The sequence below is a fragment of the Acidovorax sp. 107 genome, assembly GCF_003058055.1.
GTDB lineage: Bacteria > Pseudomonadota > Gammaproteobacteria > Burkholderiales > Burkholderiaceae_C > Acidovorax.
Genome location: NZ_QBTZ01000001.1, coordinates 3,774,694 through 3,796,760 on the forward strand (window position 1 = coordinate 3,774,694; position 22,067 = coordinate 3,796,760).

At 66.4% G+C, this 22,067-nt stretch carries 24 protein-coding genes; 8 read left to right on the forward strand and 16 right to left on the reverse strand.

Annotation, left to right across the window (positions count from 1 at the left end):
* Position 1: 1 nt before the first annotated feature.
* The 6 genes from C8C99_RS17595 to C8C99_RS17620 all read right to left on the reverse strand — a co-directional run bounded on the left by C8C99_RS17595 (position 2) and on the right by C8C99_RS17620 (position 4,403).
* Positions 2–760: a metallophosphoesterase gene (locus C8C99_RS17595; protein ID WP_108626442.1), complete on the reverse strand. Its 759-nt coding sequence runs from the start codon at positions 758–760 to the stop codon at positions 2–4.
* A 134-nt stretch (positions 761–894) separates the two neighbouring features.
* Positions 895–1,281 carry a DUF1304 domain-containing protein gene (locus C8C99_RS17600; RefSeq protein WP_108626443.1) on the reverse strand — a complete coding sequence of 129 codons (387 nt, stop codon included), beginning with the start codon at positions 1,279–1,281 and terminating at the stop codon, positions 895–897.
* Positions 1,282–1,285: 4 nt separating this feature from the next.
* Positions 1,286–1,702 (reverse strand): organic hydroperoxide resistance protein, encoded by a 417-nt coding sequence (locus C8C99_RS17605; protein WP_108627223.1) that lies wholly within the window; start codon positions 1,700–1,702, stop codon positions 1,286–1,288.
* A gap of 83 nt (positions 1,703–1,785) precedes the next feature.
* On the reverse strand, positions 1,786–2,250 hold the full coding sequence (locus C8C99_RS17610; RefSeq protein WP_108626444.1) for a MarR family winged helix-turn-helix transcriptional regulator: 465 nt from the start codon (positions 2,248–2,250) through the stop codon (positions 1,786–1,788).
* Positions 2,251–2,519: 269 nt separating this feature from the next.
* A complete protein-coding gene (locus C8C99_RS17615) occupies positions 2,520–3,338 on the reverse strand; it encodes a crotonase/enoyl-CoA hydratase family protein (RefSeq protein WP_108626445.1) in 819 nt (272 codons plus the stop codon).
* Positions 3,339–3,554: 216 nt separating this feature from the next.
* Positions 3,555–4,403, reverse strand: a complete 849-nt coding sequence (locus C8C99_RS17620; RefSeq protein ID WP_108626446.1) for a 3-hydroxybutyryl-CoA dehydrogenase — start codon at positions 4,401–4,403, stop codon at positions 3,555–3,557.
* A gap of 129 nt (positions 4,404–4,532) precedes the next feature.
* Here C8C99_RS17620 and C8C99_RS17625 point away from each other — a divergent pair, with 129 nt between their 5' ends.
* Together C8C99_RS17625 and C8C99_RS17630 are read left to right on the forward strand one after the other, a co-directional pair.
* Positions 4,533–6,122 (forward strand): GMC family oxidoreductase, encoded by a 1,590-nt coding sequence (locus tag C8C99_RS17625; RefSeq protein ID WP_108626447.1) that lies wholly within the window; start codon positions 4,533–4,535, stop codon positions 6,120–6,122.
* Between the two features lie 188 nt (positions 6,123–6,310).
* Positions 6,311–7,048, forward strand: a complete 738-nt coding sequence (locus C8C99_RS17630; RefSeq protein ID WP_056647354.1) for a hypothetical protein — start codon at positions 6,311–6,313, stop codon at positions 7,046–7,048.
* 27 nt (positions 7,049–7,075) lie between these two features.
* Here C8C99_RS17630 and C8C99_RS17635 read toward each other — a convergent pair whose 3' ends face one another.
* From C8C99_RS17635 to C8C99_RS17645, 3 genes are read right to left on the reverse strand one after another with little or no spacing between them, the layout of a single operon-like run.
* Positions 7,076–8,428, reverse strand: coding sequence for a GAF domain-containing protein (locus C8C99_RS17635; protein WP_056647667.1), 1,353 nt, complete (start codon positions 8,426–8,428; stop codon positions 7,076–7,078).
* The gene (locus C8C99_RS17640; RefSeq protein ID WP_108626448.1) at positions 8,425–8,931 is read right to left on the reverse strand and encodes a hypothetical protein; all 507 of its coding nucleotides are present in this window, start codon (positions 8,929–8,931) and stop codon (positions 8,425–8,427) included. Before C8C99_RS17640 ends, C8C99_RS17635 begins: the two co-directional genes overlap by 4 nt.
* On the reverse strand, positions 8,928–9,779 hold the full coding sequence (locus C8C99_RS17645) for an ABC transporter permease (RefSeq protein WP_056647348.1): 852 nt from the start codon (positions 9,777–9,779) through the stop codon (positions 8,928–8,930). The genes C8C99_RS17640 and C8C99_RS17645 overlap by 4 nt, the downstream gene beginning before the upstream one ends.
* A gap of 101 nt (positions 9,780–9,880) precedes the next feature.
* Here C8C99_RS17645 and C8C99_RS17650 point away from each other — a divergent pair, with 101 nt between their 5' ends.
* The 6 genes from C8C99_RS17650 (at position 9,881) to cynS (ending at position 15,624) form a co-directional block, all read left to right on the forward strand.
* On the forward strand, positions 9,881–11,089 hold the full coding sequence (locus C8C99_RS17650) for a PAS domain-containing sensor histidine kinase (protein WP_108626449.1): 1,209 nt from the start codon (positions 9,881–9,883) through the stop codon (positions 11,087–11,089).
* Complete coding sequence (locus tag C8C99_RS17655; RefSeq protein ID WP_108626450.1) at positions 11,086–11,781, forward strand: response regulator transcription factor; 696 nt, start codon at positions 11,086–11,088, stop codon at positions 11,779–11,781. Before C8C99_RS17650 ends, C8C99_RS17655 begins: the two co-directional genes overlap by 4 nt.
* A 146-nt stretch (positions 11,782–11,927) precedes the next feature.
* Positions 11,928–13,334 carry a CmpA/NrtA family ABC transporter substrate-binding protein gene (locus C8C99_RS17660; protein ID WP_056647340.1) on the forward strand — a complete coding sequence of 469 codons (1,407 nt, stop codon included), beginning with the start codon at positions 11,928–11,930 and terminating at the stop codon, positions 13,332–13,334.
* 1 nt (position 13,335) lies between these two features.
* A complete protein-coding gene (ntrB, locus tag C8C99_RS17665; protein ID WP_056647337.1) occupies positions 13,336–14,202 on the forward strand; it encodes a nitrate ABC transporter permease in 867 nt (288 codons plus the stop codon).
* Entirely contained in the window at positions 14,192–15,067 is an 876-nt protein-coding gene (locus C8C99_RS17670; protein ID WP_056647336.1) for an ABC transporter ATP-binding protein, read from the forward strand. Before ntrB ends, C8C99_RS17670 begins: the two co-directional genes overlap by 11 nt.
* A gap of 113 nt (positions 15,068–15,180) precedes the next feature.
* Positions 15,181–15,624, forward strand: coding sequence for a cyanase (gene cynS / locus C8C99_RS17675; protein ID WP_008905293.1), 444 nt, complete (start codon positions 15,181–15,183; stop codon positions 15,622–15,624).
* A 132-nt stretch (positions 15,625–15,756) separates the two neighbouring features.
* Here the strand turns inward: cynS and C8C99_RS17680 are convergent, their stop codons facing one another.
* The 7 genes from C8C99_RS17680 to C8C99_RS17710 all read right to left on the reverse strand — a co-directional run bounded on the left by C8C99_RS17680 (position 15,757) and on the right by C8C99_RS17710 (position 22,015).
* Positions 15,757–16,527, reverse strand: a complete 771-nt coding sequence (locus tag C8C99_RS17680) for an anti-sigma factor domain-containing protein (RefSeq protein ID WP_056647333.1) — start codon at positions 16,525–16,527, stop codon at positions 15,757–15,759.
* Positions 16,524–17,090, reverse strand: a complete 567-nt coding sequence (locus C8C99_RS17685; protein ID WP_056647331.1) for a sigma-70 family RNA polymerase sigma factor — start codon at positions 17,088–17,090, stop codon at positions 16,524–16,526. Before C8C99_RS17685 ends, C8C99_RS17680 begins: the two co-directional genes overlap by 4 nt.
* A 109-nt stretch (positions 17,091–17,199) precedes the next feature.
* Positions 17,200–17,778, reverse strand: a complete 579-nt coding sequence (locus C8C99_RS17690) for a DUF3455 domain-containing protein (RefSeq protein WP_056647328.1) — start codon at positions 17,776–17,778, stop codon at positions 17,200–17,202.
* 150 nt (positions 17,779–17,928) lie between these two features.
* Positions 17,929–19,251, reverse strand: a complete 1,323-nt coding sequence (locus C8C99_RS17695; RefSeq protein WP_056647324.1) for an FAD-dependent oxidoreductase — start codon at positions 19,249–19,251, stop codon at positions 17,929–17,931.
* Positions 19,248–20,405 (reverse strand): acyl-CoA dehydrogenase family protein, encoded by a 1,158-nt coding sequence (locus C8C99_RS17700; RefSeq protein WP_056647321.1) that lies wholly within the window; start codon positions 20,403–20,405, stop codon positions 19,248–19,250. Before C8C99_RS17700 ends, C8C99_RS17695 begins: the two co-directional genes overlap by 4 nt.
* A gap of 43 nt (positions 20,406–20,448) precedes the next feature.
* Positions 20,449–21,018, reverse strand: a complete 570-nt coding sequence (locus C8C99_RS17705; protein WP_008905298.1) for an OsmC family protein — start codon at positions 21,016–21,018, stop codon at positions 20,449–20,451.
* An 85-nt stretch (positions 21,019–21,103) separates the two neighbouring features.
* A complete protein-coding gene (locus tag C8C99_RS17710; RefSeq protein ID WP_108626451.1) occupies positions 21,104–22,015 on the reverse strand; it encodes a sulfurtransferase in 912 nt (303 codons plus the stop codon).
* Positions 22,016–22,067 lie beyond the last annotated feature (52 nt).

Genomic DNA, 22,067 nt, shown 5'->3' on the forward strand with positions numbered 1-22,067 from the left:
CTCACTGGCCCTTTTCCAAGCGGTCGGCATAAAAGCCAGGCAGGCCCGCTGCGCGGATGGCGGCGGCGGCGGCCAGGTGGTCGTAGGGCACGCGGTAGAAGGTGATCTGCTTGGCGGTGTCGTCAAACAGCGCGTACATGGCGCGTGCATCGCCGTCGCGCGGCTGACCCACCGAGCCCACGATGCCCAGCCACTGGCGGTGCGTCGGCACGGGCACCGGCACGCAGGGCTCGGGCGCAAAGCGCATCAGCTTGGCCGTGGGCGTGAGGAAGTACAGCACCTGCTCGTGCACATGGCCGCAGAACACGTAGCGGATGGCGGGGTCGATGCCCTGGGCGGCCGTCATGCTGCGCTCGGCGGCGTTGGAGTCTTCCACATACCGCCACTGCGCGGGCATGTCGGCACTGGCGTGCACCAGCAGCGCGCTGGTGCCCAGCCGTGCGGTGAGCGGCAGCGTCTGCAAAAAGGCGATGTGGCTGTTGCCGAGCTGGTCGTGGGTCCACTGCGCGCCCAGCTCGCTGCGGTTGCGGGGGTTGGCGGGGGGCGCCAGGGCCATGGCGTCGTGGTTGCCCAGCACGCACAGGGCACCTTGCTGGGTCAGGTCACGCACTTGCTCCACCACGGCCACGGGCTCGCCGCCGTAGCCGACCAAGTCGCCCAGCAGCGCAAATTGTTCGGCACCGTGGGCGCGGGCGTGTGTCAGGCAGGCGTCCAGGGCCTGGCGGTTGGCGTGGATGTCGGACAGCAGGGCGATTTTCATGGGGTTGTCTCCAACCCCATCATCGCGCGCATGGCTGAATGCCAGCTTGCAGGTGGCAGTGCCTGCGTGGCTTCAAAGCAAAAATAGCTGACAGCGCTTGTGGATCAAGCGCTGTCAGCTATGGTTTTGGTAGCTCAGAGGCTGCGCTGTGCGGTGACTGGTTTGTCCAGCGCCAGCACCAGGCCCAGCGCAATGATCGCGGGCAGCGCCTGGCTGAAGAAGATCTTGGGCGCTGCAGTGGCAGCACCAAACACCCCGGCCACGATCACACAGGCCAGAAAGAAGACCTTGAACACCCGGTTGCCGGTGAACAGCCCAAAAAACAGGCCCGCTGCCAGAAAACCGTTGTACAGCCCTTGGTTGGCTGCCAGCGTCGTGGTGGCGTCGGCGAACTCCTGGGTCAGGTTGAAGGTCTTCATGCCCTGCGGTTTGTTCCAGAAGAACATTTCGAGCACGAGGATGTACACATGCTCGATGGCCACCAGGGCCACCGCGATGCGGGGGATCAGCAGGCGGCCCATCGTCTTAGACGATCGTGATGGTCACGTCGATGTTGCCGCGCGTGGCGTTGGAGTAGGGGCAGACCTGGTGCGCGGCGTCCACCAGCTTCTGGGCCGTGGCCTTGTCCAGGCCGGGCAGGCTGATGTTCAGGCGGGCAGCGATGCCGTAGGCGTTCGGGATGGGGCCCAGGTCCACTTCGGCGTCGATGGACACGTCTTGCGGCACGGGGATGCCGATCTTGCCGCCCACAGCCTTCATCGCGCCGATGAAGCAGGCTGCGTAGCCGGAGGCAAACAGCTGCTCGGGGTTGGTGCCGGTGCCGGACGTACCGGGCGAGGACAGCTTGACTTCCAGGCGGCCGTCATCGGTCTTGGCGGCGCCATCGCGGCCACCGGTCACGTGCGACTTGGCGGTGTACAGGACTTTTTCGAGTGTGGTCATGGTGTCTTCCTTGCGGTTGTTGCCCACGGTGGGCGGTGGAGGGAATCGGTTCTTGCGGTGTCGTTGCGTGTTTCTGCGGGCCGTCAGCGTTGCTCGCTGAGCCGGTCCCGCAGCTGCTTGAGTTCGGTGGTCAGGGCGGTCAGCTCGGCAATCGAGCACTGGCTGCTTTGCAGCACGCACTGCGGGATGGCCTCGGCCTGGTCGCGCAGCGCACGACCCTCGGCCGTGAGGGTGATGCGCACGCGGCGCTCGTCCTGCACATCGCGCAGCCGGGCAATCTGGCCCTGCGCCTCCAGGCGCTTGAGCAGCGGCGTGAGCGTGCCGGAGTCGAGAAAAAGGCGCTCGCCCAGCTCGGACACCGTCACGCCGTCCTGCTCCCACAGCACCAGCATCACGAGGTACTGGGGGTAGGTCAGGCCGATCTGGTCGAGCAGCGGTTTGTACAGCTTGGTCATCGCCAGCGAGGCGGAATACAGCGCAAAGCAGACCTGGTTGTCCAGCCGCAGGATGGCGGGGCTGGGAGTGTGGGGCGTGCTGTGGCTGGGCATGGGATGAATTGTGGTTGCAAATTCAATTGTGTGCAATTGAATTGTGAAAAACTTTGTTAATGGATGGGATTGTATGGGTGGGGAGCGGCGCCGCGCCATCGGTGCTATTCGCGCGTCCCGCTGGCGCAGGCGGGGGCGCTGTGCCCCCTCACCCTCGGTAAATTGCTATCAATAGAAGAGCATCTTGCGCATGATTCATATACGCTAGTGGTCGATTGGGCTTGAAACTTGGCGCGTGGTGGTTCGGGCGACAACGAACCACCAGGACCTCAGCGCCCGCTGAACTGCGCGGGCCGGCGCTCGACAAACGCGCGCACGCCTTCGGCCGCGTCCTCGCTGTTGGCCAACTGCTTTTGCACGGGGATGAACTCTGCCACCGCCGCCGCTTGCCCCTGCTCGATGGCCTTGAGCACGTTGAGCCGCGTGGCCACCACGGCCAGTGGCGCCTGGGCTTCGATGCGTTGGGCAATCTGCAGCGCCTCTTGCAGTTCCTGGCCTGCGGGCACCACCTTCTGCACAAAGTTCAGCCGGTAGGCCTCGGCGCTGCCGAATTCGTCGGCGGTCAGCAGGTGCAGCAGGGCGTTGCCCGTGCCCGCGCGCTCGGCCATGCGCAGCGTGGCGCCGCCCGTGGCCATGATGCCGCGCTGCACCTCCATCTGCGAGAAGCGGCAGTTATCGGCCGCCACCACGATGTCGGCGCCCAGCATCAGCTCGATGCCCACCGTGAAGCAGATGCCCTTGACCGCCACCACCATGGGTTTGGTGCGCCGCCGGTAGCCGGGCAGGCCGTAGTCGTGCGGCTCCACCAGGCCTTCGGGGATGGCTTTCTCGCCGCGCTGCATATAGGCGCTCACGGCGGGCAGGTCGAGCCCGGCGGTGAAGTGGTCGCCAAACGCATGCAGCACGCCCACACGCAGGGCGGGGTCGTCGTCGAGCCGGGTGTAGGCCTCGGCCAGCTGGCGGAACATGGGGGGCGTCCAGCCATTGCGCTTGGCCGGGCGGTTGATGCCGATCAGCAGCACATGGCCGATGACCTGGGTGTCGATGTTGCCCTCGGGCGGGGGCGTGGTGGGGGTGATGTTTGTCATGGGCGCAGGTCTCCTGGCCCATGATTGAAAACGCTTCAAGCGCTGCGCGCCGTCTCAATCGAGACAGCGCAGCCGATTAAGGCAAGCGGCCTCCAAAACCGGCGCGGCGACTTACCAGTGCCCCCGCGCAAGGGCCGCCACGACATGCAAATGTCGTTTCCACTCCATGCGCTGGGGGCGTCCCCCTGGGGGGAAGGCGCGAAGCGCCTCAGGGGGTTAGTAGGAATACACGCCCCGGCCCGTCTTGCGGCCCAGGCGGCCGGCGGCCACCATTTCCTTGAGCAGCGGGCAGGGGCGGTACTTGCTGTCGCCAAACTCGGTCAGGTACACCTCCATCACCGCCAGGCACACATCCAGGCCGATCATGTCCGCCAGCGCCAGCGGGCCGATGGGTTGGTTGCAGCCCAGCTTCATGCCTGCGTCGATGTCCTCGGGCGTGGCCAAACCTTCGGCCAGCACGAAGAAGGCCTCGTTGATCATGGGCACCAGGATGCGGTTGACCACAAAGCCGGGCGCGTTCTTCACGGTGATGGGGCTCTTGCCCAGCGCCTCGGCCAGGGCCTTCACGGCGTCGTGCGTGGCGTCGCTGGTCTGCAGGCCGCGAATGATCTCCACCAGCGCCATCATGGGCACGGGGTTGAAGAAGTGCATGCCGATGAAGCGGTCGGCGCGGCTGGTGGCTGCTGCCAGCTTGGTGATGGAGATCGAAGAGGTGTTCGAGGCAATGATCACCTCGGGCGCCACGATGGCGTCCACCTGCTTCAAGATCTTGAGCTTGAGCTCGTAGTTCTCGGTGGCGGCCTCGATCACGAGCTGTGCAGCCTTGAGGTCGTCGTAGCTGGTGGAGGTCTTGATGCGGCCCAGCGCGGCGGCCTTGTCGGCCTCGGTGATCTTTTCCTTCTTGATCAGGCGGTCCAGGCTGCTGGCCACGGTGGCCAGGCCTTTTTGCACTGCAGCATCCGAGATGTCGACCATCACCACGTTGATGCCCGACACCGCACAAGCCTGTGCAATGCCGTTGCCCATGGTGCCTGCGCCGATGATGCCTACGGTCTGAATCGTCATATAGAGAGCCCTCTTCAAAGTGAAACGGATGGACGGAATGGTAAGGGGAATCGCACGACCGTTCGGTTATCGTGCGTCAAACCTGAACCAACAAGCCGCTTCGAAGCATGGCGGAGGAGACACCACAACATGTTCGACTACATCGTGATCGGCGGCGGCTCGGCAGGCTCCGTGCTGGCCGGCCGCCTGACTGAGAACCCCGCCGTGCGCGTGTGCCTGCTGGAGGCGGGGCCTGCCGACAACAGCGTGCTCATCCACTGCCCGGCCGGGCTGGCCGTGATGGCCAAGTTCGAGCTGAATGGCTGGGGCTTCAATACCACCCCGCAGGCCGCGCTGAACAACCGGCGCGGCTACCAGCCACGCGGCAAGGTGCTGGGAGGCTCCAGCTCGATCAACGCCATGGTCTACATCCGGGGCCAGCATGCCGACTACGACCACTGGGCCGCGCAGGGCAACCCGGGCTGGGGCTGGGAGGATGTGAAGCCTTACTTTCTGCGCGCCGAGAACAACGAGCGCGGTGCCAACGACTGGCATGGTCGGGGCGGTCCCTTCAACGTGGCGGACCTGCGTGCGCCCAACCGGTTCAGCCAGTATTTCACCGACGCAGGGGTGCAGGCCGGGCACCCGCACAACACCGACTTCAACGGCGCCACGCAGGAAGGCGTGGGCCTGTACCAGGTCACGCACAAGAATGGCGAACGCCACAGCGCAGCCAAGGGCTACCTCACGCCCCACCTGGCGCGGCCTAATCTGCAGGTCATTACCGGCGCCCATGCCACGCGCATCCTGTTCGACGGCACGCGCGCGGTGGGTGTCGAATACCGCCAGGGTGGCGCGATCAAGCAAGTGCGTGCCGGGCGCGAGGTGCTGCTGAGTGCGGGCGCGCTGCTGTCGCCGCAACTGCTGATGCTGTCGGGCGTGGGGCCTGCAGCGCATTTGCAGCAACACGGCATCCCGGTGCTGCACGACCTGCCCGGCGTGGGCCAGCATCTGCACGACCACCCCGACGTGGTACAGGTGCTGGACGCCCCTGAGCTCAAGGACCTGTTCGGCCTCTCGTTGTCGGGCATGGCACAGACCATGCGCGGCATCATCGAATGGCGCAAGCACCGCACGGGCATGTTGACCACCAACTTCGCCGAGGCGGGCGGCTTTATCAAGAGCGACCCGTCAGAGGCTGCGCCCGATCTGCAATTGCACTTTGTGATCGGCAAGCTGGTGGACCATGGCCGCAAGACGGTGTTCGGCCACGGGTACTCGGCCCATGTGTGCCTGCTGCAGCCCAAGAGCCGGGGCTCGGTCACGCTGGCCAGCCGCGACCCCATGGCCTTGCCACTGGTGGACCCGAACTTCCTGGCCGATCCCGACGACATGGCGCGCATGGTGCGTGGCTTTAAGCGCACGCGCGAGATCCTGATGCAACCGGCGCTCGCGAAGTTCGGCGCCAAGGAGCTGGCGGCCTCGGCCAGTGCGCGCAGCGATGCCGAGATCGAGCAGTTCATCCGCCAGTACGCCGACACCATCTACCACCCCGTGGGCACCTGCCGGATGGGGCCTGGGCCCATGGACGTGGTGGATGCCGAACTGCGCGTGCATGGCCTCGCCGGCCTGCGCGTGGTGGACGCGTCCATCATGCCGCGCATCGTGAGCGGCAACACCAATGCGCCCACGGTGATGATTGCGGAAAAAGCGGTGGACTTGCTGCGCGCCGCGCCGTGAACGATTTCACGTTTGGCGCCCGGAACGCGATTTTTAAGGTTTTCAAAGGGTCTGTTTAAGGAGTTTTTAACAGGCAAAAACGCGGCGAATTTCTAGACTTCTTGGCATGGAAGCGGGTGCATGGTGCACCCGGCCCGGCGCCCGAAAAAAGGCGCTGAAAGAGCCCAACGAGGCCATGAAAGAACGTGATGAAGATTGATGCCCGCGAAATTGCCGCACTGACCCAAGCCCAACCCGCCGCCCCCCGCATGGACATGTACGCCAGCATCCACAAGGCGCTGCGCGCCTTCATGGCCGACACGCTGCTGGGCCTGGGCCGCATGGATGTGGACGACGACCTGGAGTTTGCCCAGACCTGCGACCGCGTGATGCAGCTGCTGGACCTGTGCCGCGCGCACCTGCACCACGAGAACCAGTTTGTGCACGCCGCCATGGAGGCGCGCCAGCCCGGCTCCAGCCAGAGCATTGCCGGTGAACATGTGGAGCACGAACAGGCCATCACGGCCCTGGCCGACGGGGTGAACCACCTGATGGCCTGCGCCAAGCCCGCACGCCCGGCCGCCACCCTGGCCCTGTACCGCCAGCTGGCGCTGTTTGTGGCGCACAACTTCGAGCACATGCATGAGGAAGAGACTGCCCACAACCGCGTGCTCTGGCAGTGCTACACCGACGCCGAATTGGCGGGCGTGCACGATGCGCTGGTGGCCTCGATCCCCCCGCACGAAATGATGGTGGTGGCCCGCTGGATGGTGCCCTACATGTCACCGGCCGAGCGCACGGCCATGCTGTCAGACATGCAGCAACATGCGCCTGCCCCTGTGCTGGCCGCAGTGCTGGCGCAGGTGCAGCCGCACCTCTCGCAGCCCGAGTGGACCAAGCTGATGCGCAGCCTGGGCCTGCCGGTGGTTCCGGGTCTGGTGCACTGACTTTGAGAAATCAGTGGCGTGAAGGCGTCAGGCGTCTTCCAGCACCACGGGGCGCAGCACGCACAGCCGAAAGCGGCCGCGCCCTGTTTTCTCGATGTGGATGTGTGGGCAGTTCTCTTGCAGGCGGCGCTGCAGCAATAGCAGGCGGGCCTCCAGGTTGTCGGCCACATCGGGCAGGCGCAGGGCGGGGTCCAGCCGCAGCTCGCGGTTGGTGAAGTCCACGCGCCCAGTGTGCTGGTGGTCGCGCAGCAGCTTCCAGATGATGGCGCCCGCCACGCCTTTGATCAGGTAGTCGTCGTTGATGAACACGCTGTCGTTGGCCGCAAAGTGGCGCACCCGCAGCGCACTGCCGCTCACCGGCGGTGCTGCTGTAGGAGCAGGCAGCGGCTCGGGCGCATCGGGCGCGGCCTGCAGCAGGTCGATGGCGGCGGCCAGCTGGCCCGCAATGGCCACCAGCAGGTCCTCATCCTCGAAGCCAAAGCGCATGTCCTCGGGGCTCTCGGCAAACAGCACGCCCAGCAGGCGCCCGGCCGACAGCAGCGGCACTGCCACCTGGCTGTGCGGTTCGGGCAAGCCGGGGTAGGGAATGTCCATGCCGCGCAGCGGGGGCGCATCGGGGGCGGCATGCGCGTCCATGCTCTCGCGGATGGCGTGGCTGTACAGGGCGGCATGGGTCATGTGGCTGATGCGCACCGGGGTGCGCTCGCGCGCGGCCATGCCGATCACGCCCTGGCCCAGGCGGATCTCGGAGCCCACGCCCGAGGTGGCGTAACCGCAGCTGGCCACTGTGTAGAGCTGCTGGGCGCTGGCGTCCAGCATCAGCACCATGGCGTGCTCGATGCCCAGCTTGTGCTGCAGGCCCTGCAGCGCGCCTTGCAGCAATTCGTCCAGCCCCGTGCAGCGCGCAATGCTTTCGCTGCACAGGCGCAGCGTGTGCAGCAGCCCGGAGCGTGGCGCGGGTGCCGGCAGGCCTTCGCCCGCCACCGATTCGATGTGCTCCACGGCGTAGATGTCGGCGCCCCTGAGCTCAAACACCTCGGCCATGCCTGAATGCGATGCAATGCCCGCCAGCTGCGCGCGCATGCTCTCGAACACCGGGCCGCAGTCCTCGGTGCGTTCGTACAGCAGGTGCAGGCGGTAGAAATGGGCGGTGAGCGGGTCCAGGACCAGCACGGACGCGCGCGGGTTGCGCAGGATGTTCTGGCGGGTCTTGTTGAAGAACTGGAACGACAGTGCCACATGCGTCGCATCCACATACACCACCTGTGAGATGTAGGCCACGTTCGGTGTGCCGTCGGGGTCGCAGGTCGCCATGACGGCGGGAATAGCACCCTCCAGGCAGGGGCGGATGCTGTGCAGGGAGGGCGCTGCAGTGCTCATGGCTGCGGCGTAGGTGGTGAGGGTGGCGCGCACAACTCTGCGCCTGCGCGCGGGCCCGGTGTCTGGTCGAACGCGCTGGTGGGCGTGAAGCTCACGGCCACCACATCCTGCAGCGGCGCTGCGAGCATGGCAGCCACATACTGCGGCCCGTAGCCGACCTGGCCCACCTCCTGCACCATGGACTGCAGGTAGGCCTGCAACACGGGCACGTCGCCGTCATGGGCCGGGCGCTGCGTGGCCCGGCGGGCCTTGAGCTGCAGCGTCTGGTGGGTGGACGGCACGCTGAAGACCACGGCAATCTCACCAGTGTGCGCAATGTCCTGCAGCAACTGCTCGGACTGGCTGCGCCGCAGGTACACCGTGACCTCCTGCTCATCGCCGCTGATGTGGCTGCCCACGGCCCGCATGATGCTCGGGCGCAGGGCCGCATCGCGTGACGCCACGATGGCCGACACGCCCTTGGCCACCATGGCGATATGGCTGGGGCCGAGCAGCACGGTCATGCCTTGAAGCGCTTGCGGGTCAGGGCCAGGGCCACCCAGAAGGCGACCACCGTGGTCACCACCAGCACTAGGCCATGGCGCAGGGGGTGGGCGGGCCACTGGTCCATGAACAACGGGCGCACTAGCTCCACCGCGTTGGTCAGCGGCAGCCAGTCGGAGATGGCGCGCACGATGGGCGGCAGCTGCTCGCGCGGGAAGAACACGCCCGAGAGAAACATCATGGGTGTGAGCACCAGCGTGAAGTAGTAGGTAAAAAAGTCATACCCCTTGGCCAGCGCATTGAAGATGAGCGCGATGCTGGAGAACATGATGCCCACGAACAGTAGCACCGGCCAGGCCACCAGCAGCTTGGGGCTATGGCTGATACCCAGGGCCAGCATCACACCCAGGATGGCCGTCACGGTGAACAGTGCCTTGAACGCCGCCCAGAGCATCTCGGCCAGCACCACGTCGTCCAGGCTCACCGGCGCGTTCATGATGCCGTCCCAGGTCTTTTGCACATGCATGCGCGAGAAGGCCGAGTACAGCGCCTCAAAGCTGGCCGCGTTCATGGCGCTCATGCAGATCGATCCACTGGCCAGGAACAGGATGTAGGGCACCTTGGTGTCGCCCGCCGCGCCGCCCACGTTCACCTGCCCCACCAGGGCCCCCATGCCGTAGCCAAAGGCCACCAGCCACATCAGCGGTTCGGCAATGTTGCCCACCAGGCTGGGGATGGCGAGCTTGCGCCAGACCAGCAGGTTGCGCATGAACACGGGCCACCAGCGCACGGACAGGCTGGGCGGGCGCCACACCGACGGCGGGGGCGGGGCCACAGAGGCCACGGAGGACGGGGTAACGGTTTGCATCCGCTTATTGTGCGATGTTGGCGGGTGGTCGCACAGCCCCTTGCGCGCCTGCTTGGGCGGCCGTCCCGCTGGCTGGGCACGTCCATTGCTTGGGTGCTGTCATGCCCACCCATGTCCTGAACCTGCCCGCCGGTGCCAGCGCCCTCTGGCAAAACCGTCTGGGGCTGCTGCTGGAGTCCACCGGGGAGGGCGTGTTCGGCATCGATCTGGCCGGCAACTGCGTATTCATCAACCGGGCGGGCGCACAGATGCTGGGCTTTGCCGCCGAGGAGGTGATGGGTCGCAACATGCACGCGCTCACCCACCACAGCCACCCCGACGGCAGACCTTACGCCGACAGCGACTGCCCCATCTTCAACGCCTTCCGCCAGGGCCTGCCCTGCCGGGTGGACACCGAGGTGTTCTGGCGCCAGGACGGTTCGGCGTTTGCCGTGGAGTATTCCAGCCACCCCATCCTCGAGGGCGAGCAGGTGCACGGCGCCGTCATTGCGTTTGTGGACATCACCAGCCGCAAGCGCGCAGCCGACGAGCTGCAGCGCGCGCACGACGACCTGGCCCGCGCCAATGACGAGCTGGAGCGCCGCGTGGCCGCGCGCACCCAGGAGCTGTCGCAGGCGCTGGCGCAGCTGCGGGAGCTGTCGGCCTACTCGGAGCAGGTGCGTGAGGACGAACGCACGCGCATTGCCCGCGAGGTGCACGACGAGCTGGGCAGCCTGCTGGTGGCGCTGAAGATGGATGTGAACTGGCTGCACAAGCGCCTGGGCGAGCAGGGCGAGCGCACGCCCGAAGCGGCTGGCGACATGCGCACGCAGATGCGGTGCAAATGCCAGAACATGAGCCGCCTGATCGAAAACGCCGTGGACAACGTGGGCCGTATCATCACCGACCTGCGCCCCAGCATCCTGGACCACCAGGGCCTGTGGGCGGCGCTGGAGTGGCAGGCGCAGGAGTTTGTGCAGTCGGCCGAGCTGGAGCTGACGTGGCACATGGACGTGCCCGCCACCCTGCACTTGCCCGAGCCCGCCGCCATCGCCGTGTTCCGCATCTTCCAGGAGATGCTGAGCAATGTGGGCCGCCACGCGCAGGCCAGCGCCATCGACATTGCGATTGACGTGCAGGACGATGTGCTGCAACTGCGCGTGCGTGACAACGGCGTAGGCGCCACCCGCCAGGCGCTGGAGGCGCCCACCGCCTATGGCGTGATGGGCATGCGCGAGCGGGCGCGGCAGCTGGGAGGCCAGCTGACCATCACCAGCGAGCTGGGGCAGGGCTCGTGCCTGCAATTGCTGATTCCTCTGGAGCTGTCATGAATTCCGTGGTTCGCGTATTGATCGGGGACGACCACCGCATCGTGCGGGAGGGACTCAAGCAGGTGCTGGGCGACCCGGCCAACGGCACGCCCGAGATCACCGTGGTGGCCGAAGCCACCCAGGGCAGCGAGGTGCTGGAGCAGGTTACTGCGCTGCAGGGGCGCACGGGCGCACCGGGGCTGGACCTGGTGCTGCTGGACATCGCCATGCCGGGCATGGACGGCCTCGAAGTGCTGCAGGCGCTGCGCAAGGCCTGGCCTGCATTGCCGGTGCTGATGCTCAGCACCTACCCTGAGCGGCAATATGCGGTGCGCTGCATCCAGATGGGCGCAGCGGGCTACCTGCACAAAAGCGCCGACCCCGACGATATGGTGGCGGCCGTGCGCAAGGTGGCGGCGGGCGGGCGCTACCTGACCGAGGCCACTGCGCAAGCCCTGGCGGGCGCAGTGGAGCGCACCGGCGTGGTGCGCACCGCCCAGCAGGGCGCGCCCGCCGGAGTAGACGCGCTCTCCTATCGAGAGCACCAGGTGTTCCGCCTGCTCACGGCCGGGCAGAGCGTGAGCGAAATTGGTGCGCAGCTCAAGCTCGCGCCCAACACGGTGAGCACCTACCGCGCCCGTATCCTCGAAAAGACCGGCGCGCGCAATGACGTGGAGCTGGCGCTGCTGGCGCGTGGCGCGCCTGCCGAGTGATTTGTGGGTGCGATATGCCCGATTTGTAGTGCTGGCCCTACACGCTGTAGACACCACACCCACGAATTCATGACAGAGGGCCGGCGCCGGCAAAAACTGGCCCGCGCTTTGCGTAACGCCTGGCACCAACTTCTTCGAGGTGTGCCATGTCCGAATTCTTCTCGCCCTACGATGCCGACCGCCCGTTGATGCTGAAATGCAGCTGTGGCCGCGACCACACGGTGGCCGACCACCATGCCGAGGTCTCGGCCGATGCTGCTGCAGCCACCTTGCGCCAGCGCAGCGAGACCCGCGAGTTCGAGCTTTACAGCAACGAGTTCATCGAAGCCACGCTGGTCAAGGCGCTGTTTCCGCAAGACGCGGTGCGCCGCCGCTTCATCAAGGCCGTGGGCAAGGGCACAGCCATGGCGGCCATTGCCAGCGTGTTGCCCGTGGCCAGCCTGCAGGCCATGGCGCAAGAGAAACAGGGCGCGCTGGAAAAGACCAACCTCAAGATCGGCTTCATCCCGATCACCTGCGCCACGCCGCTGATCATGGCCCACCCGCTGGGCTTCTACAGCAAGCAGGGCCTGAATGTCGAAGTCACCAAGACGGCCGGCTGGGCGCTGATCCGCGACAAGATGATCAACAAGGAGTACGACGCCACGCACTTCCTGAGCCCGATGCCGCTCGCGATCTCCATGGGCCTGGGCTCCAACGCCACCCCCATGAACGTGGCCACCATCCAGAACGTGAACGGCCAGGCCATCACGCTCGCCCTCAAGCACAAGGACAACCGCGACCCCAAGAACTGGAAGGGCTTCAAGTTCGCGATTCCCTTTGAGTACAGCATGCACAACTTTCTGCTGCGCTACTACCTGGCCGAGGCGGGCCTGAACCCCGACACTGACGTGCAGCTGCGCGTGGTGCCACCGGCCGAGATGGTGGCCAACCTGCGCGCGGGCAACATCGATGGCTTCCTGGGCCCCGATCCGTTCAACCAGCGCGCCGTGTTCGAGGAAGTCGGCTTCATCCACCTGCTCACCAAGGATCTGTGGAACGGCCACCCCTGCTGCGCCTTCGGCACCAGCACCGAGTTCATCCAGAAGAACCCCAACACCTTTGCCGCGCTGTATCGCGCGGTGCTCACCTCGGCCGCCATGGCGCGCGACCCCAAGAACCGCGAGCTGATCGCCAAGGTGATTGCGCCCCAGGCCTACCTGAACCAGCCCGAGGCCGTGATCAACCAGGTGCTCACCGGCAAGTTCGCCGATGGCCTGGGCAAGATCCAGAACGTGCCCGACCGCGCCGACTTCGACCCCATGCCCTGGCAAAGCATGGCCGTGTGGATGCTCACACAGATGCAGCGCTGGGGCTACATCAAGGGCGATGTGGACTACAAGCAGATTGCCGAAAAGGTGTTCCTCATCACCGATGCGAAAAAGCAGATGAAGGCGCTGGACCAGAAGGTGCCCGACGGCGCGTACCCCAAGTTCAAGATCATGGGGCGCGAGTTCGATGCGGCGAAGGCGGCCGAGTACGCCAAGAGCTTCCCTATCCGCAAGGCGGCATGACATGACTGCCACCAAAAACCTCAACCTGCGCGCGGGCCTGCTGTCCGTGCTCATCTTCCTCACGCTGCTGGGCATTTGGTATGTAGCCACGTCGTCCTCGGGCGCCAGCGGCGGCACGGCGGGCATGACGGCCGAGCAGATCGAGTACGCCAAGATGATGGGCAAGGACCCGGGCGCATCCAAGAGCGGTGGCTTTCCCACGCTGGGTGCGATGGGCAGCACGGTGTGGGGCCACCTGTCCAACCCGTTCTACGACAACGGTCCCAACGACAAGGGCATCGCCATCCAGCTGGCGCACTCGCTGGGCCGCGTGGCGCTGGGCTTTGGCCTGGCCTGCCTGGTGGCGATCCCGCTCGGCTTCATCATCGGCATGTCGCCGCTGCTGCGCCGCGCGTTCGACCCGTTCATCCAGGTACTCAAGCCCATCAGCCCGCTGGCGTGGATGCCGCTCGCGCTCTACACCATCAAGGACTCATCCATCTCGGGCATTTTCGTGATCTTCATCTGCTCGGTGTGGCCCATGCTGGTGAACACGGCGTTTGGTGTGGCCTCGGTCAAGCGAGACTGGCTCAACGTGTCGGCCACGCTGGAAGTGAACCCGCTGCGCAAGGCCTTCCTGGTGATCCTGCCCGCTGCGGCGCCCACCATCCTCACGGGCATGCGCATCAGCATGGGCATTGCGTGGCTGGTGATTGTGGCCGCCGAGATGCTGGTGGGCGGCACGGGGATTGGCTACTTCGTGTGGAACGAGTGGAACAACCTGTCGCTCACCAACGTGATCTTTGCCATCCTGGTGATCGGCGTGGTGGGCATGTTGCTCGACCTGGCGTTTGGCCAGCTGCAGAAGGTGGTGACCTATGTGGAGTGATGTTGCCCAGCGCCCGGCTGTTCCAGCCCCTCTTGCCACTGACGCACCGCAACGAAAGGCCTCTGCCGTGACCCAAGGCTTCCTCCAGATCGACCGGCTGAGCAAAGCCTTTGCGCCCGCCAAACCCGTGTTTGCCGATGTGTCGTTCACGCTCGACAAGGGCGAGTTCGTCTGCATCATCGGTCACTCGGGCTGTGGCAAGACCACCATCCTGAACGTGCTGGCGGGGCTCGATACTGCCACCTCGGGCACCGTCATCATGGACGGGCGCGAAGTGGCCGGGCCCAGCCTGGACCGGGGCGTGGTGTTTCAGAGCCATGCGCTCATGCCCTGGCTCACGGTGCGCCAGAACATCGCGTTCGCCGTGAAGTCGCGCTGGCCCGACTGGAAGAAGAGCCAGGTCGATGCGCATGTGGAGAAGTTCGTGGCGCTGGTAGGCCTGAGCCCTGCCATCGACAAGAAGCCTTCGCAACTCTCGGGCGGCATGAAGCAGCGCGTGGGCATTGCGCGCGCGTTCTCCATCCAGCCCAAGATGCTGCTGTTGGATGAGCCCTTTGGCGCACTCGATGCGCTCACGCGCGGCACCATCCAGGACGAGCTGATGACCATCGTGCGCCAGACGCAGCAGACGGTCTTCATGATCACGCACGATGTGGACGAAGCCATTTTGCTGGCTGACCGCATCCTGCTGATGAGCAACGGCAACGAGACGCCCGAGGGCTATAGACCCGGTGGCATTGCCGAGGTGGTGGTGAACCCCCTGCCACGCGAACGCACGCGCACCAGCCTGCACCACCTGGACGGCTACTACGCGCTGCGCAACCACATCGTGGACTTCTTGGTGACGCGCGCCAAAGCCCACTGAATTCCTGAGCAGCCAAGCCCTGTCGTGTTGCCCCTTGTGGCCGACAGGGAGGGCTGCACCCCGAAGTTCCTGTTCCCCGTTTCAAAACCCATCCAACCGAAGGAGCCATCACCATGAACCGCAACGACGTTACCGAAAAGATCATCAGCACCAAGGTCGCCAAGGGCCTGCAATGGGAGGCCATTGCCAAGAAGGTCGGCCAGTCCAAGGAATGGACCACCGCTCTGTGCCTGGGGCAGATGACTGCCACGCCCGAGCAGGCCAAGATCGTGGGCAAGATTTTCGGCCTGACGGCCGAGGAGCAGAAGTGGCTGCAAGTGGTGCCCTACAAGGGCTCGCTGCCCACACCCGTGCCCACCGACCCGCTGATCTACCGCTGGTACGAGGTGGTGAGCGTGTACGGCACCACCATCAAGGAGCTGATCCACGAAGAGTTTGGCGACGGCATCATGAGCGCCATCGACTTCAGCATGGACATTCAGCGCGAAGCCAACCCAAATGGCGACCGCGTGAATGTGGTGCTGTCCGGCAAATTCCTGCCGTATAAACAGTACTAACCCCCTGAGTCGCTTCGCGCCTTCCCCCTTTCTCTCGAATTGCTGCGCAATTCGGGAAGGGGGACACCGCCAGCGCGGCGGGGCGGCCCTTGCGCGGCGGTCGCTGGTATGGGCCGCCCCCCTCGGCGGCGGTCAGAGCACTTTGACGGCGCGGCCAATGAACTGGATGGGGCCTGTGGGTTTGTCAATCGGCGAGCCTGTGGGCGGTTCCAGCGTCAGCTCGAACAACTGGTTGGGCTGCAGCGGCGGTAGCTTGTCCAGCGGGATCTGCAGCGGCTGACCGGGCTGCACCAGGCCCAGCGACACGGGGCCGCTCCAGCCATCGGCCTTGGTCCAGAACTCCAGGGCCTTGTCGGCCGGTACTTCGGCCACGCCCAGCGGAATCAGGCTGATCAGCCGCGGCGAGCTGGCCTGCACCACCCAGCCGGGGGCCTTGTCCTGCGGCGCGACCAGCACCACCATGAACTGCGGCGGCGCGGCCACGGGTGCGGTGCGCGTCACGAGTACCGCCGCGAGCACCGCCGCCATCGCAAAGCCCGAGCCGGCGAGAGCCCGCCACAGGCCCAGGTGGTCCCACCAGCGGACGGACGGCTTGCGCTCGGTGTTGGCGCGGGGTGGCGCGGTAACGGGTGTCGTGGCCTGCTGCGCGCTGGCTGCTTGCAGCGATTGATCGATGCGCGCCCACAAGGCGGCGGGCGGCGCAATGGGCTCCACCAGCTGGGTCAGTGGCAGCAGGCGGGCTTCCCATTCGGCCACCGCCTGCTGCAGTGCTCGGTCACCGGGCAGGCGTTGCTGCATGGCCTGGCGCTCGGCAGCGGGCAGGGTGCCCAGCACGTACTCGCCAGCCAGCACATGCAGGTCTTCCGGCGAGGGCGTAGGCGGTGTGGTTCGCACATCGGTCATGCCATGCACTCCCGCAGCGATACCAGGCTGCGCCGGATCCATGCTTTCACGGTGCCCAGCGGGGCGCCCAGGCGCTCGGCAATTTCGCCGTGCGAGCAGCCGTCCACGTAGGCGTGCAGCACGCAGCTGCGGCGCGCCGGGTCCAGGGCCTCCAGGCAATGCTGCAGGCGGCCCAGGCTGGCGTTGAGTTCAAAGGTTTCCTCGACCTCGTGGTGGGCCTGCACAGACATGTCGGCCTCCAGGGCTTGGGTGGTGGTGTCGTCCACATCCACGTGGCGGCTGCCGTCGCGCACGGCGTTCAGGGCCAGGTTGCGCACCACGCTGTAGATCCACCCACGTGCGCTGCCTCGGCTCGCGTCGTAGCTGGCGGCGCGGGTCCAGATGTTCACGCAGGCATCGTGCACGATGTCTTCGGCCAGTGCGCGCTGGCGCACGATGCGCAGCGCCACGCCCAGCAGCCGCGCGCCCTCCTGTTGGTACAGGCGGTGCATGGCCTGCCGGTCGCCGGCCGCGCAGGCGGCCAGAGCGGCTTCGTAGTCAAAATCGCCAGGGGTGTCGGGCACGGTGTGCGGGCAGCGGGGCAGTGGCTGAAAGGTGGGCGCATCGTAGCCGCAAACCCGTCACCGCCCCGGTGGGTAGCCCCCGCTGCGCAGGGGATTGCGTGTGCGTGGTTTACGCGGCCTTCCAGAAGATGTAATCGGCCTGGTACTTCACGATCTGGCGCTCGCCCTTGTTGGCGGTGGTGCAGGCGGCAGCCGGTGCCACGCCGCCCTTCAAGGCCACGCGCTGGATGAAGGTCACGCCGGTCATGGCGCCGGAGCCCATGGCAGGGTTGGCCTTGACGAGCTGGTAGGGCAGGTTGCCAGTGCCAGAGGGTGCCACGGCCAGCTGGGTGGCCGTGAGCTTGGAGCCGTCGTTCGATTCCCAAGTGGCGGGCGGGCCGTAGTAGGTGCCGACCTGCTTGCCGCTGCGGTCATTCAGCACGGCCTTGGGCCCCACGAACACCCATTCGGTCTGGCCGGGCATGTTGGCCTTGTCGCGGCATTCGTAGGTGATCTCGCCCACGCCCACGGTTTCCATCGCCACCTTGTTGCCCGCAGGAACCTTGATGCTGTCGGGCAGGCTGTCCTGCGAGTACATGGATTTGGAAGGCGACGACATCATCGAGCCGCAGGCGCTCAGCAGCACGGCGGCGGCAACGGCACCCCCCAGGGGCAGCAGGCGGGAGATGGGAGACGTGTGGATGGTCATGGCGTTTCTCTCTGGTCTATGGGTTGATAGGACAGCAGCAAGTTGCGCTGCTGGAGGTACTACCCACGAAAACGCCGTTTGGATGCAGGAGATGTAAAAAATTTTTCCGATGCCTGCCCGGGCAGGGCCGCCGCCTGGGCGGAGGCTGCCTCAATGCAGGGTCAACGGTCGGGTGGTGGTCTTGACGCGCACCACCGCCGCCCGGTGCTCATAGGGGGCCGTCGGCTGGCCCAGGATGGCGGCCGCCAGCGTGCGCGCCTGCCGGGCAATCGGTTCGATATAGCGGCTGCACTGCCCGTTGATGCTGATGCAATCGCCCAGTGCGTGGATGCGGGGTACGCTGGTCTGCAGCGTGCCTGCGTCCACCGCAATGCCCTGGGCCCAATCGAGCCCTGCACTTTGCGCAAGCCGGGTGGGGGGGAGCAGGCCTGCAGCCGCCACCACTTCGTCGGCCGCAAAACGCTGCCCGCTGGTGGTGGTGACGCGGTAGCGCGAGTCCACTCGTTCCACCTGCTCCACCTGCAGACCGCCTTCAAAGCGGATGGACAGGTCCTTCCAGGCATCCAGCAACTGCGGGCCCGCCTGCTGGTCGTGCCAGCGCGCCAGCGGTTCGGTGGCCGTGTCCAGCAGCGTGATGTGGTGGCCGCCCAGTGCCAGGTCGTTGGCCAGCTCGCTGCCGATCAGGCCCGCGCCGATGATGAGCACGTCCTTGGGCTGCTCGCCCAGGTGCTGGCGCAGGCGCTGGTAGGCGTCCAGGTGGTTGATGCGCCAGCACAGACTGGCGGGCAAGCCCGGCGGCAAGGCGGCCTGCGCGCCGTGGGCCAGCACCAGGTGGCCGTAGCGCAGCACGCCCCGCGTGGTGCGCAGTTGGCGGGTGTCGGCGCAGATGCGCACGGCATGGGTGTGGGCCAGCAGGGTGACGCCCAGCCGCAACGCTGCATCGCGGCCGGTTTCGGACACCAGCGCCAGCGGGTCCAGCTGGCGCGCCATGGCCACCGACAGCAAAGGCTTGTCGTACCGGTCGCCTGCGCAGGCCGTCACCAGGGTGATAGGCAATGTGGCGCTGTGCTGGCGCAGGGTTTCGGCCAGCTGCCAGCCTGCACGGCCTGCGCCGACGATGACCACGCCCGGCTCGTCACGCGGGCGGATGTGGGCCGGAGGCGCTGCGCTGGCCTGCGCCCGCAGCGCCTCCAGCGTGGGGGCTTCGTACGGAGAAAAATCGGCCTTGGTCACCCCGCACAGCGGGCAGGCCCAGTCGTCAGGAATGTCCGCCAGCCGGGTGCCCGGCGGCAGGCCGCCATCGGGGTCGCCGTCCGCCTCGTGGTAGATGTAGCCGCAGGCGTTGCAGATGTAGCTTTGCCAGGGCGCTTGTGTTGCCGCTTCGGCCAACGCGTCGTATACGGCCTGCGAGGCGGCGCTCAATCCGAAGGCGGAGGCTGCCAACGGCGTGGTGGTGGTTGTGGCGGGCGTCATGCAGGCATCTCCTCGGCACTGAGCCGGGCGATCTCTTTGCGCAGGTGCTTGATGGCGGGCGTGACGATGGCCACAAAGTGCGACTCGCGCACGCGCCGCTGCACGTCCGAGCTCATGAGGTAGCCGCGCGCACCCTGGTGCATCAGGGCGGACTGGGCGGCGCGCAGGCACAGCTCCGCGCCGTGGGCGCGGGCGTCCAGCACGTCGATGAAGAAGTCGGTGCTTGTGTCGAACGGCGTCTGGGCCAGTTGCACGACGCGTGCGGTCAGGGCATCCAGCTCGGCCTGCAGCGCGTCGGGCCGGTCTTCCAGGAACTGGTTGACATGGCCCAGCTGCGCCTCCACCGCCCACATCGAGTCGATGGCGCCCTGGGTGATGCCCACGGCCATGCCACATTGCAGCATCACGAAGGCCGCGCGGATGCGCGCGATGAAAGGACGCGTAGGGTCGGCCATGATGTCGGCCGTGCCGATGAAATGGTCCTTGAGCCGCAGTGCATAGGTGCCCGTGCCCTCCATGGCCGAGAAGCTCGGGCATTCGCGCATCTCCACGCCCGGTGCGTCGCAGCGCAGCAAAAACATCACCTCGCGCTGGCTGGCCGCACCGTCGGCCTCCACCACCGCCGCGATCGCGCCACAGTAGTGGTCGGGCCCCAGGTTGCTGACCCAGGGCAGGGTGCCGTTGATGAGGTAACCGCCCTCTACCGGCGTGGCCTTGAGCAGCAGGCTTTCGATCTGGGCGTAGCTCTTCATGGGGTTGGACAGCGCCGTGCCGCCCATGCCCGCGCCGCTGGCGTGGCGCTGCAGCACATCGCCCATCAGCGCAGGGTTGCCCGATTGCTGCAGGTACAGCCCGCACACCGCCTGGCACCACATCATGAAGCCGGTGGCGCCGCACACGCGCGAGGCCTCGGCCATGGCGCGGATGGCCAGGCCGTAGTCGGCCGGGCCCGCCGTGCTGTCCAGGTGCGCGCTCATCGCGCCCACGGCGGCCAGTTGCTGCAGCTCGGCGCAGGGGTAGTAGCCGGTGCGGTCAATCGCCTCCACCTGCGCGGCCAGCGGGCCCTGGGCGATCTGGCGCACCGCGGCCAGCAGCGCATCGCCCCGCAGGGCGCCGTCCAGGTGGAGTTGGGGAGGGAGGTCGGCGGGGTTCATGGGGCTCCTTGGGTGCGCAGGGCGGGCTCGGTTGCGGGGGTATTTAGTCCGCGAGGCTGATCTCGAACGGAATGGGGTTGCGCATGCTGTTGGCCACGGGCGAGTAGAAATTGGCGTGCTGCACGATCTCGTCCAACACCTCGCGCGGTGCATCGCCCTCCACCAGCACCTTCACGCGGATGGCCTGGAAGCCCATCTCCGGCGGCGTCTTCTGCAATGCGCCACCCGCACCCCAGGCGGCGGGGTTGCCGATGTCGCCTTCCATGAACACCTCGATCTTGCTGAGCTTGACCTGCTTCCAGGTGGCCACGGCCGTGATGCCTACGGCCAGGCAGCCGCCCAGGCCTGACAGCACGATTTCGCCGGGCGCGGGTGCCGTGTCCTGGCCGAACAGGTGCAGGGGCTCGTCCACCACCACTGGTGCGTGGTTGCCCACATAACTCAGCGAGCGGTACTGCCCCTCCATCACCGTGTGGACCTTGTTGGTGCCCCGGCTGGCGGGGTTGTTGCGGCCTTTGTCGGCAAAGGCCATCAGGCCGTCGCGGTCGATGGGGCGCAGGTGCGTGTGCACGGTGGTGACGGGGGCAGAGGGTTCCAGCAGATCGGTGGACATGGTGTTCCTTGAAGAAAGAGACGGGAATGAAAAAAGAAGGACAGGGTTCGCAGCGGGCCACGCCCGCTGCAACAACGCACGGGGCTCAGGCCGCCAGCGCCAGCGCAGGCTTTTTGGGGAACTTGACCAGCGGCAGCCCGCTTTCGATCGGCAGCTTGTCGTCGCGCGACCATTCGTTCCACGAGCCGAAGTACATGCGCACATCGGCAAAGCCCGCCTGCTTGAGCGCGAGGAAGGTGTTGGACGCACGCGCGCCCTTGAAGCAATACAGGTACACCGTGTCTGCCGGGCTGATGCCGGCCGTGGCGCATTCGGCGCGCACTTCGTCTGGTGACTTGAAGACGGGGCCCTGGGGCGAGGGCTTCATGAAGCGGTACCACTCCAGCCACTTGGCGCCGGGCAGGCGGCCCTTGCGGGGCGCAAAGTCCTTGCCGTAGGGGCTGGAGCTGTCGCCAATCCATTCGTCCACATCGCGCACGTCCAGCAGCACGGTGTCGGTGCCCAGGGCCTCGATCACGTCTTCCTTGGTCAGCATCACGTCGGTGGTGGCCAGGTTGGTGGGGAAGATGGCCGGGGTGGGCACCACAGCCTCGGTGGAGACGGGCAGCTCTGCCGCCTTCCAGGCCGAGTAGCCGCCATTCAATACCTTGACCTTGGGATAGCCCAGCCAGGTCAGCAGGTAGTAGCCCCGGCACGACTGGCCGTAGCCGCTGTTGAGTGCATCCTCATAGAACACCGTCGTCTCGGCGCCCGACAGGCCGATCGCGCCCAGGTGCGCGGCAAAGGTGTCTTTCAGCTCCTGCAAGCCCTGGGGCGTGGAGGTGGCGAGGTAGGTGAAGGTCTCGCGCAGGTTCACCGCGCCGGGGATGTGCCCCAGGGCATAGGTGTCGGCGTCGCGGGTGTCGATCAGCACCACAGGCTCTGCGGCTTGCAGGGCCTGCAGCTGGGTGGGCGAGATGAGGACGGCGTCGGAGGCGGTAGCGGTCACGGTGCTCATGGAAAACCTTTCGGTGCGGTGGTGGGCGGGATGCCTGCCCTCCTTATCGCAA

Excerpts from the sequence above, each read along its gene's own strand:
- C8C99_RS17595 (WP_108626442.1), bottom strand. The coding sequence starts at position 760 with ATGAAAATCGCCCTGCTGTCCGACATCCACGCCAACCGCCAGGCCCTG.
- C8C99_RS17600 (WP_108626443.1), bottom strand. The coding sequence starts at position 1,281 with ATGGGCCGCCTGCTGATCCCCCGCATCGCGGTGGCCCTGGTGGCCATC.
- C8C99_RS17605 (WP_108627223.1), bottom strand. The coding sequence starts at position 1,702 with ATGACCACACTCGAAAAAGTCCTGTACACCGCCAAGTCGCACGTGACC.
- C8C99_RS17610 (WP_108626444.1), bottom strand. The coding sequence starts at position 2,250 with ATGCCCAGCCACAGCACGCCCCACACTCCCAGCCCCGCCATCCTGCGG.
- C8C99_RS17615 (WP_108626445.1), bottom strand. The coding sequence starts at position 3,338 with ATGACAAACATCACCCCCACCACGCCCCCGCCCGAGGGCAACATCGAC.
- C8C99_RS17620 (WP_108626446.1), bottom strand. The coding sequence starts at position 4,403 with ATGACGATTCAGACCGTAGGCATCATCGGCGCAGGCACCATGGGCAAC.
- C8C99_RS17625 (WP_108626447.1), top strand. The coding sequence starts at position 4,533 with ATGTTCGACTACATCGTGATCGGCGGCGGCTCGGCAGGCTCCGTGCTG.
- C8C99_RS17630 (WP_056647354.1), top strand. The coding sequence starts at position 6,311 with ATGAAGATTGATGCCCGCGAAATTGCCGCACTGACCCAAGCCCAACCC.
- C8C99_RS17635 (WP_056647667.1), bottom strand. The coding sequence starts at position 8,428 with ATGAGCACTGCAGCGCCCTCCCTGCACAGCATCCGCCCCTGCCTGGAG.
- C8C99_RS17640 (WP_108626448.1), bottom strand. The coding sequence starts at position 8,931 with ATGACCGTGCTGCTCGGCCCCAGCCATATCGCCATGGTGGCCAAGGGC.
- C8C99_RS17645 (WP_056647348.1), bottom strand. The coding sequence starts at position 9,779 with ATGCAAACCGTTACCCCGTCCTCCGTGGCCTCTGTGGCCCCGCCCCCG.
- C8C99_RS17650 (WP_108626449.1), top strand. The coding sequence starts at position 9,881 with ATGCCCACCCATGTCCTGAACCTGCCCGCCGGTGCCAGCGCCCTCTGG.
- C8C99_RS17655 (WP_108626450.1), top strand. The coding sequence starts at position 11,086 with ATGAATTCCGTGGTTCGCGTATTGATCGGGGACGACCACCGCATCGTG.
- C8C99_RS17660 (WP_056647340.1), top strand. The coding sequence starts at position 11,928 with ATGTCCGAATTCTTCTCGCCCTACGATGCCGACCGCCCGTTGATGCTG.
- ntrB (WP_056647337.1), top strand. The coding sequence starts at position 13,336 with ATGACTGCCACCAAAAACCTCAACCTGCGCGCGGGCCTGCTGTCCGTG.
- C8C99_RS17670 (WP_056647336.1), top strand. The coding sequence starts at position 14,192 with ATGTGGAGTGATGTTGCCCAGCGCCCGGCTGTTCCAGCCCCTCTTGCC.
- cynS (WP_008905293.1), top strand. The coding sequence starts at position 15,181 with ATGAACCGCAACGACGTTACCGAAAAGATCATCAGCACCAAGGTCGCC.
- C8C99_RS17680 (WP_056647333.1), bottom strand. The coding sequence starts at position 16,527 with ATGACCGATGTGCGAACCACACCGCCTACGCCCTCGCCGGAAGACCTG.
- C8C99_RS17690 (WP_056647328.1), bottom strand. The coding sequence starts at position 17,778 with ATGACCATCCACACGTCTCCCATCTCCCGCCTGCTGCCCCTGGGGGGT.
- C8C99_RS17695 (WP_056647324.1), bottom strand. The coding sequence starts at position 19,251 with ATGACGCCCGCCACAACCACCACCACGCCGTTGGCAGCCTCCGCCTTC.
- C8C99_RS17700 (WP_056647321.1), bottom strand. The coding sequence starts at position 20,405 with ATGAACCCCGCCGACCTCCCTCCCCAACTCCACCTGGACGGCGCCCTG.
- C8C99_RS17705 (WP_008905298.1), bottom strand. The coding sequence starts at position 21,018 with ATGTCCACCGATCTGCTGGAACCCTCTGCCCCCGTCACCACCGTGCAC.
- C8C99_RS17710 (WP_108626451.1), bottom strand. The coding sequence starts at position 22,015 with ATGAGCACCGTGACCGCTACCGCCTCCGACGCCGTCCTCATCTCGCCC.